The following is a 15050-nucleotide window of genomic DNA, read 5'->3' as shown; positions in this document are numbered from 1 at the left end:
ATGGGGAAAATAAAAGCGGCCATTATTGGATCGGGTAATATCGGAACCGACTTAATGTTTAAGCTGGAACGCAGTGAATGGGTTCAATTGACTGCCATGATCGGGATTGATAAGAATTCTGAAGGGCTGAAGATGGCACAAGAAAAAGGGTATGCCGTTTTTTACAATGGCATCCAAGGATTGGTGGATAACCCGGATATTGCGGACATCATTTTTGATGCTACTTCCGCAAAAGCTCATGTCCGCCACGCAAAAATATTAAAAGAATTGGGCAAGAAAGTGGTTGATTTAACGCCTGCGGCTGTAGGTCCTTTCTTTAGCCCCGCGGTCAATCGCCAGCTTGAAAATGCTGCGGTTGATAATGTCAATATGATTACATGCGGCGGGCAGGCTACCATTCCTGTTGTTAGTGCGGTGAATGAGATAGCAGATGTTGCTTATGCTGAAATTGTTGCCACGATATCCAGCAAAAGTGCGGGACCGGGAACCCGGGCCAACATTGATGAATTTACGATCACGACAAGGCGGGGAATTGAAAGAGTCGGAGGAGCGGACAAAGGAAAAGCGCTCATCATCCTAAACCCTGCGGAACCGCCTATTTTAATGAGGAATACGGTCTATTGCGAAGTGAAGAACATGGATGAACAGGCCATCCGTGAAGCGATTGATTCCATCGTCGGCACTGTTCAGGAATATGTCCCGGGGTACCGTTTGAAGCAGGAACCGTTATTTTCCGGAAATATCGTCACGGTTTTCATTGAAGTGGAAGGGGTTGGAGACTATTTTCCTCCTTATGCAGGAAACCTTGATATTATGACGGCTGCTGCCGCGCGTGCAGGAGAAGATATTGCCCGCAAATTGCATGTAATATCCTAAGTATCTATTGGACGGTTGGAAGTGGTGACGGGAAACGAAAGGAGTTCATGAGATGAAACAACCTGCTTGTAAAGATATTAAAATAACGGAAGTAAGTTTGCGGGACGGGAGCCATGCTGTCGCACACCAATTTACGGAAGAACAGGTGCGGGCTGTTGCACGTGCTTTGGACGATGCCGGCATGCATTATATCGAAGTGAGCCATGGAGATGGTTTGGGAGGTTCAACGATCCAGTATGGAAAATCTCTTGTAGATGAAATGCGACTGATCGCGGCCGCCGTTGAAGAATGTAGACAAGCAAAAATAGCTGTATTGTTGCTTCCCGGGATCGGTACTGTTCATGATTTGCGAGAAGCAAGCAAGCTCGGAGCCAAGCTTGTCAGGGTGGCTACCCATGCAACGGAAGCCGATGTTTCGGCTCAACATATACACAAGGCCCGCGAACTTGGCATGGAAGCGTTGGGATTTCTGATGATGGCTCATTCTGTATCGACGGAAAAGCTGGTGGAACAAGCAAAGTTGATGAAAAGTTATGGGGCAGAGGCTGTCTATGTTACCGACTCTGCCGGCGCTTTGCTTCCGCATGAAGTGCGGGAAAGAGTGAAGGCGCTTCGGGAGAGCCTGGATGTTGAAGTAGGATTCCATGGACATAATAACCTGTCAGTGGCGGTGGCAAATACCTTGGCGGCCATGGAAGAAGGGGCTACAAGAATTGATGGGAGTGTTCGCTGTTTGGGGGCGGGGGCCGGAAATACGCAAACGGAAGTATTGTTGGCGGTGATGAATCGTCTAGGCTACGATGTCGGAATCGATTTGTATAAAATGATGGATCTCGCTGAAGACGTAGTCGGACCACTTATTCGTGGTTCACAAGAAATTAAAAAAGGCAGCCTTGTCCTTGGTTATGCGGGTGTTTATTCCAGCTTCTTGCTTCATGCTGAACGCGCGGGAAGAATGTATGATGTGGATCCCCGTGATATTTTAATAGAATTGGGCAAGATGAAAGTTGTGGGTGGACAAGAGGATATGATACTGGATGTGGCTGCCGATTTGTCTAAAAAAAGAAAAGTGGAGGCAACACGATGATTCTTAAAACGAGTAGTGATCAAGAGATAATCGAGTACTTATATTGTGCGGAGCGGGATGTACGAGAGGTTGTCAAAATCACTGATCAGTATCCGGAGTTGACGATTGAACAAGCGTACGAACTGCAAGATGGCCTGCTGGCACACCGAGCCAAAAAGAATCACACGAAACAAATTGGTCTGAAACTTGGATTAACAAGCAAGGCCAAACAGGAAATGATGGGGGTTAAAGAAGCTATATACGGTTATTTGCATGCCGATATGCTTGCCTATGAATGGGAACCGGTTAAAAGATCAGAGCTGATTCATCCCAAGGCTGAGCCGGAGATCGCGTTCTTTTTGGATCAGGATCTTCAAGGGGAAAACGTTACGGAAGAAGACGTGCTGAATGCGACCAAATATGTTGCTCCCGCACTTGAAATCATTGACAGCAGATATAAGGATTTTCGCTTTACACTTGTTGATGTCGTCGCTGATAACTGTTCATCGTCAAAGTTTATCATTGGCAGTCAATGGGCAAGTCCTAAAGATCTTGACTTAGGAAATGTCGGCATGGTGATGACCAAAAACGGGAGGGTGGAACAAACTGGATCAAGTGCTGCCGTACTGGGCCATCCGGCCACGGCTATTGCCTGGGCAGCAAAACAATTGGCGGCTCGTGGAAGAGGGTTTACAAAAGGCGATGTTGTATTGAGCGGCGCCATGTCTGAGGCCATTTCCTTCGAATCCGGGGATACCATTATCGCCCAATTTGCCGAATTGGGAAGTGTCCTCTTATCTTGCGAGTAACTCACAACGTCTGGAGGTTTCACGATTGCCGATTATTCAAGTTCAGATTTTAAAGGGCAGAAGCAAGGGCAAATCAAAAGTCTCATTACAGACATTACAAATGCATGTGCAAAAAATGTATCCCGCATGTAAGGTGCCGTAAGACTCCCACTTCAAGACTTGATGAGTTGATACAAAAGGTCTAGGTGTGAGAAAACGGCACCTAAATGCCCGATTGGTTCAACTAACATTCAGTAGGAGATGGAAGGAAACTCCTACTGAATGAAGTTTCACTTTATCCCGCATGTAAGGTGCCGTAAGACTCCCACTTCAAGACTTGATGAGTTGATACAAAAGGTCTAAGTGTGAGAAAACGGCACCTAAATGCCCGATTGGTTCAACTAACATTCAGCAGGAGATGGAAGGAAACTCCTACTGAATGAAGTTTCACTTTATCCCGCATGTAAGGTGCCGTAAGACTCCCACTTCAAAAACTTGCGTGAATACAAAAGGTCCAAGTGGGAGAAACGGCACCTAAATGCCCGATTGGTTCAACTAACATTCAGTAGGAGATGGAAGGAAATTCCTACTGAAAGAAGTTTCACTTTATCCCGCATGTAAGGTGCCGTAAGACTCCCACTTCAAAATCTTGGGTGAATACAAAAGGTCCAAGTGTGAGAAACGGCACCCAAATGCCCGATTGGTTCAACTAACATTTAGTAGGAGATGGAAGGAAATTCCTACTGAAAGAAGTTTCACATTATCCCGCATGTAAGGTGCCGTAAGCCTCCCACTTCAAAATCTTGGGTGAATACAAAAGGTCCAAGTGGGAGAAACGGCACCTAAATGCCCGATTGGTTCAACTAACATTCAGTAGGAGATGGAAGGAAACTCCTACTGAATGAAGTTTCACTTTATCCCGCATGTAAGGTGCCATAAGACTCCCACTTCAAAAACTTGCGTGAATACAAAAGGTCCAAGTGGGAGAAACGGCACCCAAATGCCCGATTGGTTCAACTAACATTCAGTAGGAGATGGAAGGAAATTCCTACTGAAAGAAGTTTCACATTATCTGTTTATCCCGAGCGGGTTAGAGTGTTGGTGTCGGACATTAACGATACCCATTGGGGAGCCGGCGGAATAACACTGGAGGAGAAAGGGATGGGAAGTTTCGTTAAAGGGGACTTTGGTCCGTTATAGCGATAGGAAGCCGGGCGCAGCTAGCCCGGCATTTAGGGTTTGGCTTGTAAAGGTAAGACGAAACGAGCTAGTTTGTAATGCAACTATGATTGCCGTATCTTTTCTCTTTCGATATCCGGTCCGACCTATCAGTATCCGCCGTCAAATATTCATTTTCTGTTTCCATGAATACGATATTTTTTCTATGATGACCCAATCCAATGTTTCTCTCCCCGGTTATTTCAATTTGTATTTCTCAACTTCTTTTACAAGAGACGGATGAAATTGCGCTCTTATTTTGTCTAATAAGCATTGTTCATTTTCTAAATAAATGGTATCTTCGCGTCCATCCATCCATTTTTTATGCTGACGTTTTTCATTGATGGATATTGTTCCATCTTCAAGAACAGACGCAATGAGCAGTTCCTTATTAAATGGAGAACGGGGATGTTCGTGGATCGTTTTTTTCATGCGGTTCAGGCTCTCCCATGTAACAGGAGCCCAATCAAAGGCATAGCAAATGCTCCATTCTTTATGGTCCGCCGAATGCTCCATGACAACGGCGCCTTTCTCTGTTGAAACCGAACGTAATCGGAATGCGCCTGCCGGGGAGATGACTTCAGGTCCATCAAGCTGAAGGGGAGCGAGTGCCAGCCGGTTGCCAAATCCGCTGTCAGCAATATATTTTTCATGATCGATCTCCAAAAGAACAAGAGCATGTGTCCCATCCAACACCCACTCATCCTTATTTTTGACGGTTGCTGCCGCGAGCGTTGGCTGAAATCCAAGCTCTTTCAAGACAAGATACAACAAAGGGTTTATTTCATAGCAAAGACCGCCGCGGCTGGCCGTGACCATCTTTTTTATTAAAAACGCCGGGGTGACGGGATCGATATTGTGATTCATGACATCGGTGTTTTCAAACGGGAACCATTCGGCAAATTTCTGTAAAATAAAAGTTACCCGGTCTTTTGGCGGCTTATCCTCAGGGTAGCCGGACTCATATATTTTTCTTATGAACAATTCCATGCGGGCATCTTCCTTTCATAAAAGGGTATATTCAGTTTATCAACAAGAGGAATTTTTCTAAAGCATTTCCTTTGATTATATGAAATATCTTCATGCTTTGTAAGCGAGCTGTTCACAAGAAGGTATTTACATTGATGGTCATGTTGTACGAGGAAGATATGTTGGTCAAAAAAAGCGTGTACCGGAGCAGACGGAGCCCCGATACACGCTTTCTACGTTTTCAGCTTCCAACTTTAACTGACCTGGGAAGCTCGTTCGTCCTTTTTTTTCATATCCTTTGTGAAGGTTTCGTCGTTTTCCCCTTTAAAGAACTGTTTGCCATAAATTAAAAGACAAAGAATGATGCCTGCGGCAAAAGCCCACGTCGCTCCTTTTGTCGCCAATATGGCGCCGATAATACCTGCTATTCCAAGGTCGCGTTGGCTTTTTGCCTCCAAAACTCCAACCCTGACGCTGACATAGCCTTGAATAAGTAAGGTTAAGGCAAGAGCAATCCCTAAAATCGGTTCAAGAAGACTCACAATGGGCAATAATAGCAGCCCTGTATTCGTCCCCCAGCGAAACGATCCCGATCCTCCAAAGAGAGAGTTCATTACTTTCTTGCCTTCTTTATAGCGTTCAATCACAACGACTTGCATGGCTGCCCATAGCGGTCCGCACATTGTGACATCCGGTCCCAAAATACTCATAATTGAATTCCGGCCTCCAAACACAAGGTGGGCGCGGTTGGGGTTGTAATCGATTTTCTCATCTTGCCGGATTTCATCTGCTTCATCAATTAATGCCTTGCTTTGCAAAACGTCTCCAAAAAGAACAATATAAGTGGCTAAAACGGTTGGCAAGGCGGTTATAAACATCTCAAGCGGAGGGAATCCGAGTCCAAAGACGGTATATTCACTCCACAAAGCAGCAAAGTCAGGTTTACTGAAACCCCATTCAATTGTGGGCCATGGCGCTTCCTTAAATATCGGGGCGATAAATACTGTTATCACGATAATAGGAAAGATCCCTAATTTGGCTAAAAGCTGTAAATATTTATTGCGATTTTTGATGGAATTAAAATGCTTTGAAAACAGTAAATAAAAAGAAATGCCTACTGCAATGGTAATCGTCCAAGGAAATGACTCAAACCTTCCACCGACTTGGAAGACAGAAATCACTGCCGCAAAACCTGCACCAAGAATAATCCCTGACTTCATGGCAGGAGGTATGAGGTTTACAACCTTGCTTGCTAAGCCTGTAATTCCTAAAAAGAGCGACAGGATCCCGAGCATTAATTGAAAAGAGATTAATGCATATACCCGCTCCTGTCCTTCCGGGAACGTTGAAACGTATGCCATAATTAAAGGGATGGCTGGTGTAATCCATCCGGGAATGACTGGATCTCCCAGTAAATGATGGGTTAAATAGAAAAGTCCATTTAGCATGACCACGGCCAGCGCGACTTCAAAAGGCATTCCCAAAAGTTCAATCAAAAGCGGGATTGCCGCCAAGTCAACCGCACACATGAGCAGCCCCTGAACATAGTCGGGCCATTCAAACTTATAATGAACAAAGGGCAGCCTCAGTTTAAAAGGCCCTAATGGAATGAATGGTGATTCTTCACCGTATTGCCGATTTTTCCAGAGCATGTTCGTTCCTTCCTCCTCGTTTAATACGCTTCCTTATAAATGGCAAATATGTCTTGTTTCGTTAGGACACGGGGATTATTTTTTAATAAACGATCAATTTGGCTGGCGTCTTCCGCCATCTCTTCCAAGTCCTCTTCAGGAATTTGGAATGAGCGCAAACCGTCGGGAATTCGAACGATTTCGCACAACTTTTTCATTCCTTTCACGGCGATATCAGCCGCCTCCATATCAGATAACTGTCGAGTGTCATGACCCAAGGCCTCGGCAATATCTCTAAATCTTTCAACACAGCTTGCTTTGTTCCATTCCATTACATAGGGAAGGAGAAGGGCGTTGCTGACACCGTGAGGGATATGATAGCGGCCACCCAATGGGTATGCGAGTGCATGAACGGCTCCTACTCCGGCATTTCCAAAAGCCATGCCTGCCATTAAACTAGCTGTTGCCATATTTTCCCTTGCTTTTATATGGTTGGGGTTGCAATAAGCTTTCGGCAAATTGACCGAGATCAGTTTCATCGCATGTAAAGCCAAAGCATCTGTAATCGGAGAGCGATTGACAGAAATATACGCTTCAATGGCGTGCACAAGTGCGTCAATGCCGCTGGCCGCCGTAACGGAAGGAGGCATGGACATCGTCATTTCCGGTGAAACAATCGCTGTATCCGGTAATATGAAATCACTTACAACTCCTTTTTTCAACTGGGTTTTCGAATCTGAGAGGATGGAGATGTTCGTTACTTCTGATCCAGTTCCGGCAGTTGTAGGAACGGCTATAATCGGCGCCCCTTTGGCGGGAACAAGATCGGTTCCGACAAGGTTTTCAACGTTTCCTTCGTATTTCGAAAAAGCTGATACCGCTTTCGCGATGTCGATAGCGCTTCCTCCGCCAATAGCGATCAATCCATCATAACCGCCGTTGATAAAGGTTTCGGTACACTCTTTGGCCAGTGAGAACTCAGGCTCAGGCAAGACTCCGTCGAAAATACCATATGGTATCCCTTTCAGTAAATTGGTGATTTTTTTGACAGTCCCGACTTCTATCAATATTTTATCAGTAATGATTAAGGGATTATTGATCTTGAGTCTTGCCAATTCACTTGGAATGCAGGAAGTCGCTCCTTCCCCGGTAATCAGTTTGTTGGCAATTTTGAATGATGATATAGACATGCTGCTCATTCTCCTTTCAACGGAAAATAATATGCAATAATCGCGCCAACATATAAGAATATAGCTATGACAACAAAAAATGACGAGGAATGTCAATTCCTTGTCATTTTATCGACAAAAATGATTCGTTTTTTGATCTATTATCGGTTGATTGATTGTAGAATTAATCAATTTGGTCCCATCTTTTCATTTTTTGAACAATCGTTGGCTGGCTGATGTTAAGAGCTTCGGCTGCTTTTCGCGTTGTTTTGAACTCTTTTATTGCTTTTAAAATATAATGCTTTTCTACGCGCTCAACAGCCTCCTTTAATGGAATAATCGTTTCCCCCAATAACTCCGGCTCTTTACTCGTATGTCTGATTTCTGCCGGCAAATCACTTGGTTCGATCGTATCGGTGGCAGCCATTATGACAATACGTTCCATTACATTTTTTAACTCCCGAATATTTCCCGGCCATTGGTAATGCTGCAATAATTCCAATGCTTCCAATGACACGGTTCTATTCAATCCGTATGCTTGATTAAAGAAATCAATATAATGCTGTATTAGCAAAATTAATTCCTTTTTTCTTTTTCTAAGAGGAGGAACTTCGATGGGAATGACATGCAGGCGATAAAACAAATCTTCGCGAAATGTTCCTTGACGTATCAACTCCCGCAAGTTTTTCAAGGAGGCAGAAATGATTCTAACATTTATTTTCTTTACATTCGTTGAACCGACGGGAATAAATGCTTGATCCTCAAGGACTTTTAACAGCTTTACCTGTATTTCCAACGGCAAATCTCCGATTTCATCCAAAAACAGGGTCCCGTTATGGGCAATTTCCAATAATCCCTTTTTACCTTTTGCAAGAGCACCGGTAAAAGCACCGGGTTCATAGCCAAAAAGTTCCGCTTCGATTAAGCTGGGAGGCAAGGCGCCACAGTTTAATTCCATAAAAGGCGCGCCTTTTCGCTTGGAATTCTGATGGATAAATTTGGCCACAACACTCTTTCCGACACCTGTTTCTCCTTGAAGGAGAACTGTCGCATCCGTTTTGGCGACTTTTTCAGCCATAAAAAACATCTCTTTTGATTCTTCACTAATGATAAGAGAATCGGTATTGATACCTGAAAGTTCTTTTGATACATCTTTTAGTTCTTTCATTTTTTGCAGCTCTTCCAATTCCAGTTTTAAATGGAGAAGCTCCGTGATATCCCGGACATTTGTGACAACAAATAGGATCTCTCCGTGTTCATTAAAAACAGGCATCCCTGAAACGATTATTTTTCTCTCTTGTTTGATCGTCTGCATAATCGTGATCGGACGTTTTTCCGAAATAACCCTTAATGAAACTGATTTATTGATGAAGCCTGAAGTTACAATATCGTTCATATGATGGCCGATCAGTTCTGCTCTGCGCAGCCCGGTAATCCGTTCGTAAGCTTGATTGACTTTTACTGTAATGCCATTGCCATCAGTGATGTACACGCCATCGTACAACGAATCAATGATTTTAGTAAAAATAGGGCTATCAATCATTTTGATAAAATCATCGTTATGGAGGATGGGAAACGGATCTTCCTTATGGAGGGAAGACATTTTATCCTTTAATTTTACTTGATCTTCTCCGTGCAATATTGTTTTTATTAATTCCTGTGTCGTTAAAATGCCAACTGTATCTCCGCTCTTATTTTTAATTTCAATTTCTTCAGTGCTATTGGAAAGAAATTTTGAAATGACATCATTCCAAGAATCATCTGCAAATAAATACATTTTTTTCTCCTCAACTTTCAGTTATTGAAGTCTTTAGAAACCATAAAGTGAATAAAGATTATTATATCGAATGTTGGCATGTTTCATAAAATGCCGGGGATTTTTTATCATGAGAAGATGAACACATCTGGCTGAATTCAAGCGTATCCTGCTACAATATAATAAAGGTATAGAGAAGAAGGACTGCTGCCCATCGGCTTTGTAGCAGGCTCGATTACTAAATCTTTTTTAAGGAGCCAATGGAATATTGAATATTTTCATCTTACTGCCTGCACTTTATATGATCTGTTAACGCCGTTAGCGTCTGCCATGGTTAATGTGATAGAAGGGAGGCGAACGTTTCCAGTGTAAATAACTGCCTTTTTTATCAATGAAAAAACGATAAAGGGGCGGTAAGATGAAAAGTAAACATTTTAGATTGTTATGGCTGGGCCAGTTATTCGCCAATTTGGGCGATGTATTGTATATTGTCGGGTTGATTTCCATTTTATATGCTGCAAAGGAGTCCGCGTTTTATTTGGCTATGCTGCCCTTCCTTAACACGTTCGGCCGATTTGCAGGAGGACTGTTATTCCCCATATTATTAAACAGGTATCGTTTAACGAGCCTTTTGGCAGGCTCCCAATGTTATAAAACGGTTGTGTTGTTCATATTAATCTTGTGGATCAGTTTTCAGCCACCCTCAATTGTTTGGCCTATTTTTATTTGCATATGGATCATTGCTTTTCTGGATGGCTGGGCAGCACCGGCAATGAATGCTTTGGTCCCAAGATTGGTCAAACGGGAAGAATTGGTGAAGGCTAACAGTTTTGTTGCGGTCATATACGAAACGACTCAACTTGGAGGGTGGGCGTTTGGGGGGCTTCTTACTGTCATTTTCCATGGGGAACATATCATTTGGCTGACCTTTGTCCTGTTTGTTATTTCTTCCATCATGATGAAAGGAATTGTAGATGAAACATCGTTGAAAGCCAAGCGAAAAAAATGCGGAAAAAGGGACGAAATAAAAGAAGGCTGGTTGTTAATATGGAACAATCGATTCATGAGAAGTATTCACATTGTTATTGTACTGGAAACGGCGGCAAGTGTCGTATGGGTTGCTGCCATTCTCTATGTGTTCGTATCTGAAGTGTTACATGTAACAGAAGCGTTTTGGGGATATATCAATGCCGCTTTTTTTACAGGGCTCATGGCTGGAGGGCTGTGTTGTTTGAAATTTGCATTCTGTATGGAACGGCATATGAGAAAAATAGTCATAAGCGTATCTATTGGAATATCTATTATGACAATATGGTTTGGGCTAAATTCCATTACATGGATTGCGCTTATTCTCGTCGCATTCAGTGGTTTCTTGGAGCAAGTAAAGAGGATCATCATCAATACTTATATACAAACAGAAGCGTCTTTGGAGGATCTGCCGAAAATATATAGCGCTCAACATGCATTGATATCCTTAATCTTCGGATTGTTTGTGCTTATGTTTGGAGCGATTGCCGAGTATGTGAGTGTGAAAATGGTGTTTATTGGCGCCGGGTTCTTGTTGGCAATTGCCGCGCTGTACATGACAGTTCATTTTCCGGCCCATTTTAAAAAAGGAGCCCCTCCATATTCATAAGTTGACATCTTTGGATTCATTCCGATCAAAAGTGAAGGCTTCAGTTGCTCATCGTGCAGCAATTGAAGCCTGGACTAAAAAGAAATCAACAATCATTGGTTACCGTGATTTCTCAAAAGTGACATATTGTGTTTCAAAATAAAGAACCTGAATAAATTTTTTCGTATTTACCCGAATATTGGAAGAGGGGTTGGCTTGTCCACTTTTTATTTCTGCCATCCTTTTCCGAACCATTGTAAAATCAAAAAATTTGGGAGCATAATGTTCGAATATTGGATTGGCAAAATCGGTTAATCCGAGAGCTGACAAGTGATTTAATGATTGGTAAATGGCCCTTCGGACACGTTGCTCAGCCGCTTTTATTTCTCGTTTTAAGTCTAAGGGGTCCGGAGGAGACTCCTTGTTTTTTCGGCAAACTGCCAAGAATATATCTTTCAGATGGGGGAAGTCATATTCCGCTTTTTTCTTGGCGCTATCGGTAAATAAATAGTTTAAAATATCCAGCAAATCTTGATAACCATTTTCACCGACTATGCCCAATTTTGATAAAAGATATTGGCCCGAAAGCATGAATTGATGCTCCAAGGATTTGTCCTTTTGATATTCAGACGTTTGCGGTTCAAACACATTGCTGACTGATTTATGTATATTTTGTATCGTTTGTTCCAAATAAATCCGCTCGATGACCCTTTTTATTACCGATATGACTTCAAACCTGTTGATCGGCTTGGTTATATAGTACTCAACGCCATGTGAATAGGCGCACCCCACCAATTCTTTTGATTCCACTTGGGAAATCATAATAATTTTTCCTGAAAATGAAGGTTTAATATGACGGATTGTTTCAATGCCATCTCTTACAGGCATTAATAAATCAATTAACAGTATGTTTGCCCTTTTCAAAGATGCGAAATCTTCATCTAATAGTGCCCCATTTTCTGCTTCGCCGACTATTTTGCCAAGCTCTTCATCTTCTATCATTTCAGTCAACATGGAACGGGTTGCCTCGTCATCATCCACAATATAAAAGAGCATACAATCATCCTTTCTGAACCAAATGTTGGATTGGCAGCCATAATGTAAAAATAGAGCCATTGATTTCCGGTTTGCTTTCCAGCATCATTTTTCCTTCGAGTCTTTCAACCATTTCTTGGACATAGGTGAGACCTATACCCGTAGAAGGGGTGCCGCTTTTGTCATACTTAGACGTAAATCCCGGCTTAAAGATGATATGCCTTCGCTTTGGAGAAATGCCTGGACCATTATCCCCGATTTTGATTTCTACACAATCGGGCAGCTTGTTTACACATATCGTGATCGTTCCTGCTTCCGAAATGATTTCGATGGAATTCACAATCAAGTTATTCACAATGGATAACATTTTGTATACGTGATAATGGGGGTGTAGACCTTGAATATCTAGCAAAAACTCAATGTTTTTCCCCAGTGAATGAGCATATTTTTTATTCGTTTTTACGGCAATATTGACTAATTCATTTATGTCCATATATTCCGAAAAACTTTTATTCGATATCAGTTTTGAAAGACCTATGTATATTCTTTGGTTATCTTTTTTTATTTCGTGGGTTTCACCGGCAATCTTCAATGCTTTTTCACATAATAGATCAATTTGGGGTTGGTTATTATTGTTTTTGAGATTTTTCAAAGATTGGTATAAACGGTAGGATTCCTTTGTGATATTTTCGCTGTTGATTAAGGTTTTACTGAGATGGATAGATTCTTCATATAAGGTCGCTATGAGTGTGATCAGTTGTTCGTTTTGTTTTCTCATTTCCTCTTCCCTTAACCGGGATTGGTAAAGTCTCATCAAATTAAAAAATCCGACCGTAAAGTAGCTGCGAAAAATGGCGATAATGCTCACCTTCCACATGTCCGCAAAGGTAAATGTTGAACTGAAAGCAATATATTGGAAGGCTAATTCAGCAATACTTGCCAAAATTTCAAGGATGATTCCAAGAAAGCCCAAGAGTAAAGAAAGATGATTGCGGTTCACTTTTAACAATTGAAAAAAACACCCGAAAGTAAAATAGTAAAAAAAAGTAGGATAATGAGCTTGAAACAAATAGGAAATATCGCCGCCGAATAAAAGCAGACCCAATGTCATTCGAAATGCAACAACAAGAATGCCGATGATGAAGCCTGATACTAAAGCAGGTATTTTACGTAACAGCAATAAAAAAAAGAAGAACGTTGGTGTGCCAAAACTAACACGAAAAGATTCATTAAAGGGGTAAAAACTTATTTCACCTGCCAGGGGTACGACCATCATCATGAGTATAAAAATCTCTTTATTTCGTAAAGGGAAGTTTAAAATTGGTTTCGCCCCCTTTTTTAACACAATCCCTCTTTATTTTTTTTGTAGTTTTCTGTAATTTTATGTAGTTTGAATTTTATAATACTCATTACGGTTTGTAAAGTGCTTGGAAAAATCTTGAAAAGGGATGCAGATTAGCAGGGAGGTAAACAATCCCATTTCGTGGATTTTTATATGAAACGAGGAGGAGGTTCTCATGAAGACCATTGGGAAAAAGCTGGCTTCTATTGTTGTCATTGTATCGCTTCTGGTGATAATGGGGCCAATTACTGGATTGGCAAGCCAGGACAAAGTGAATAGCGTCAGTGTGGATGATCGATGGATGAGCCATGAGAAACTGAGGGAAAACTTATATCAAATCGAAAAGGACAGTGCTGGCAAGGTTCAAGTCGATGTCGTCGGGTACTCATACCAAGGGCGAGAAATCTATGGAGCACGTGTGGGAACAGGAGATAAAGTGCTGTTGATCAATGGGAACATACATGGCAACGAGAAGAGCGGCCCAGAAGCATTGATCCAGATGTTCAGGACGCTTGGAACAAGCGATAATTCCTTGGCACAATCAGTTCGTGAGGGAGTTACAATCGTTGCGATCCCGCGGCTTAATGTGGACGGCGCAGAGGTAACCCAACGGCAGAATATCTTCCCTTGGAAGGACGCAATGGAAGCGTTTCCTCAGCTCGTTGGCGCTATGCCTCCCTGGTACTATCATGAGAGAAACGGTGGCTTTGATATCAATCGGGACTTTCATCCGAATGTAAGCTACGAACCTGTGCCGGAAGATCTGCCAGGGACTGGTGCTGATTTTGGCTTTTTCTTGACGAATGAGTCCCGCATTCTCAGGGATGTGTATCTTGATTTGAAAGCCGAGTTTGGCGAGGTGGAAGCTTTTGTATACATTCATCATATGGGGACTCCACAGATGATTGAAACAGGTGAAGATGTTACGATTGCGATCGACTATCCGCCGCTGGGTCCGGAAGACAATCCAAAGTATGCTGATTGGCCTAAATTAAATCAAGACAGATCTCGAAAGTATGCGCTGGCTGCTGCTTTAGGTGTAAAAGAATTTTCGGATAAGGAGGAACCTGGTGTTGCCCGCTATATCCATCCAGAAGAGCGGGATTTACCCGGTCAGGCCAGATCTTCCTTTGCCCTTAATGGGACCTCTACTGTGTTGTTCGAGATGCCCGGCCAACAACCGAGATTTGGTTATGATCAAGAATTAATAGACCGTGTTGAGAATGGGCTGTGGGGCATTGCTGCCCGTATGGCCGATCATTCAATTGATCGCTTGAATGGCGATGATTTTCTAAAACTGCCAAAATATTGGACGTCACATGTATCTGACATGTTGGCACTTGTTGAGCGCTATGCTAAAGAAGGTGAGATTACGGGCGATGAGGCGGCACGCTCCTTAAAAACGCATTTGATCGCTGTAAACCATTATGAGGAAAAGGAGCAGGCGAACAAGGTTGTGAAACACATGAAGAGCTTTAAGCTACTGCTTGATCAACAGAAAGAAAATAGATTCATATCAGATGCGGTTTATAACCGGCTAATGAGTGATTCCAACTATTTGATTGAAAAGTGGCAACAATGAATG

At 42.5% G+C, this 15050-nt stretch carries 11 protein-coding genes; 5 read left to right on the top strand and 6 right to left on the bottom strand.

The annotated features are described in order from the left end of the window. The 3 genes from JOC94_RS00870 to JOC94_RS00860 are packed head-to-tail and all read left to right on the top strand — an operon-like array spanning window position 1 to window position 2751. Window positions 1–876 (top strand): acetaldehyde dehydrogenase (acetylating), encoded by an 876-nt coding sequence (locus JOC94_RS00870; protein ID WP_205177929.1) that lies wholly within the window; start codon window positions 1–3, stop codon window positions 874–876. 52 nt (window positions 877–928) lie between these two features. Continuing rightward, on the top strand, window positions 929–1963 hold the full coding sequence (dmpG, locus tag JOC94_RS00865; protein ID WP_205177927.1) for a 4-hydroxy-2-oxovalerate aldolase: 1035 nt from the start codon (window positions 929–931) through the stop codon (window positions 1961–1963). After that, window positions 1960–2751 carry a 2-keto-4-pentenoate hydratase gene (locus tag JOC94_RS00860; RefSeq protein WP_205177925.1) on the top strand — a complete coding sequence of 264 codons (792 nt, stop codon included), beginning with the start codon at window positions 1960–1962 and terminating at the stop codon, window positions 2749–2751. Before dmpG ends, JOC94_RS00860 begins: the two co-directional genes overlap by 4 nt. A 1395-nt stretch (window positions 2752–4146) precedes the next feature. Here JOC94_RS00860 and JOC94_RS00855 read toward each other — a convergent pair. From JOC94_RS00855 to JOC94_RS00840, 4 genes are all read right to left on the bottom strand, one after another. Further along, window positions 4147–4938: an arylamine N-acetyltransferase family protein gene (locus JOC94_RS00855; RefSeq protein WP_077113503.1), complete on the bottom strand. Its 792-nt coding sequence runs from the start codon at window positions 4936–4938 to the stop codon at window positions 4147–4149. 233 nt (window positions 4939–5171) lie between these two features. Next, window positions 5172–6569 (bottom strand): hypothetical protein, encoded by a 1398-nt coding sequence (locus JOC94_RS00850; RefSeq protein WP_077113502.1) that lies wholly within the window; start codon window positions 6567–6569, stop codon window positions 5172–5174. A gap of 20 nt (window positions 6570–6589) precedes the next feature. Beyond that, the gene (locus JOC94_RS00845) at window positions 6590–7738 is read right to left on the bottom strand and encodes an iron-containing alcohol dehydrogenase (protein ID WP_205177917.1); all 1149 of its coding nucleotides are present in this window, start codon (window positions 7736–7738) and stop codon (window positions 6590–6592) included. A gap of 163 nt (window positions 7739–7901) precedes the next feature. After that, window positions 7902–9494 carry a sigma-54 interaction domain-containing protein gene (locus tag JOC94_RS00840; RefSeq protein WP_205177915.1) on the bottom strand — a complete coding sequence of 531 codons (1593 nt, stop codon included), beginning with the start codon at window positions 9492–9494 and terminating at the stop codon, window positions 7902–7904. A gap of 397 nt (window positions 9495–9891) precedes the next feature. Between JOC94_RS00840 and JOC94_RS00835 the strand changes: the two genes are divergently transcribed. Next, window positions 9892–11109 (top strand): MFS transporter, encoded by a 1218-nt coding sequence (locus JOC94_RS00835; protein ID WP_205177907.1) that lies wholly within the window; start codon window positions 9892–9894, stop codon window positions 11107–11109. Between the two features lie 99 nt (window positions 11110–11208). Here the strand turns inward: JOC94_RS00835 and JOC94_RS00830 are convergent, their stop codons facing one another. Then, window positions 11209–12144 carry a response regulator gene (locus JOC94_RS00830; protein WP_205177905.1) on the bottom strand — a complete coding sequence of 312 codons (936 nt, stop codon included), beginning with the start codon at window positions 12142–12144 and terminating at the stop codon, window positions 11209–11211. A gap of 4 nt (window positions 12145–12148) precedes the next feature. Beyond that, window positions 12149–13402, bottom strand: coding sequence for a sensor histidine kinase (locus JOC94_RS00825; RefSeq protein WP_205177903.1), 1254 nt, complete (start codon window positions 13400–13402; stop codon window positions 12149–12151). A gap of 238 nt (window positions 13403–13640) precedes the next feature. Here JOC94_RS00825 and JOC94_RS00820 point away from each other — a divergent pair, with 238 nt between their 5' ends. Further along, window positions 13641–15047, top strand: coding sequence for an FIMAH domain-containing protein (locus tag JOC94_RS00820; protein ID WP_236016924.1), 1407 nt, complete (start codon window positions 13641–13643; stop codon window positions 15045–15047). Window positions 15048–15050 lie beyond the last annotated feature (3 nt).

Origin of the sequence: Siminovitchia thermophila (genome assembly GCF_016909185.1) — a bacterium.
GTDB lineage: Bacteria > Bacillota > Bacilli > Bacillales > Bacillaceae_C > Siminovitchia > Siminovitchia thermophila.
Note: the sequence above shows the minus strand (reverse complement) of the source record. Positions and strands in the feature narration are given on the sequence as shown.

Coding starts and splice junctions, on each gene's coding strand:
- JOC94_RS00870 (WP_205177929.1), top strand. CDS start 1: ATGGGGAAAATAAAAGCGGCCATTATTGGATCGGGTAATATCGGAACC.
- dmpG (WP_205177927.1), top strand. CDS start 929: ATGAAACAACCTGCTTGTAAAGATATTAAAATAACGGAAGTAAGTTTG.
- JOC94_RS00860 (WP_205177925.1), top strand. CDS start 1,960: ATGATTCTTAAAACGAGTAGTGATCAAGAGATAATCGAGTACTTATAT.
- JOC94_RS00855 (WP_077113503.1), bottom strand. CDS start 4,938: ATGGAATTGTTCATAAGAAAAATATATGAGTCCGGCTACCCTGAGGAT.
- JOC94_RS00850 (WP_077113502.1), bottom strand. CDS start 6,569: ATGCTCTGGAAAAATCGGCAATACGGTGAAGAATCACCATTCATTCCA.
- JOC94_RS00845 (WP_205177917.1), bottom strand. CDS start 7,738: ATGTCTATATCATCATTCAAAATTGCCAACAAACTGATTACCGGGGAA.
- JOC94_RS00840 (WP_205177915.1), bottom strand. CDS start 9,494: ATGTATTTATTTGCAGATGATTCTTGGAATGATGTCATTTCAAAATTT.
- JOC94_RS00835 (WP_205177907.1), top strand. CDS start 9,892: ATGAAAAGTAAACATTTTAGATTGTTATGGCTGGGCCAGTTATTCGCC.
- JOC94_RS00830 (WP_205177905.1), bottom strand. CDS start 12,144: ATGCTCTTTTATATTGTGGATGATGACGAGGCAACCCGTTCCATGTTG.
- JOC94_RS00825 (WP_205177903.1), bottom strand. CDS start 13,402: ATGATGATGGTCGTACCCCTGGCAGGTGAAATAAGTTTTTACCCCTTT.
- JOC94_RS00820 (WP_236016924.1), top strand. CDS start 13,641: ATGAAGACCATTGGGAAAAAGCTGGCTTCTATTGTTGTCATTGTATCG.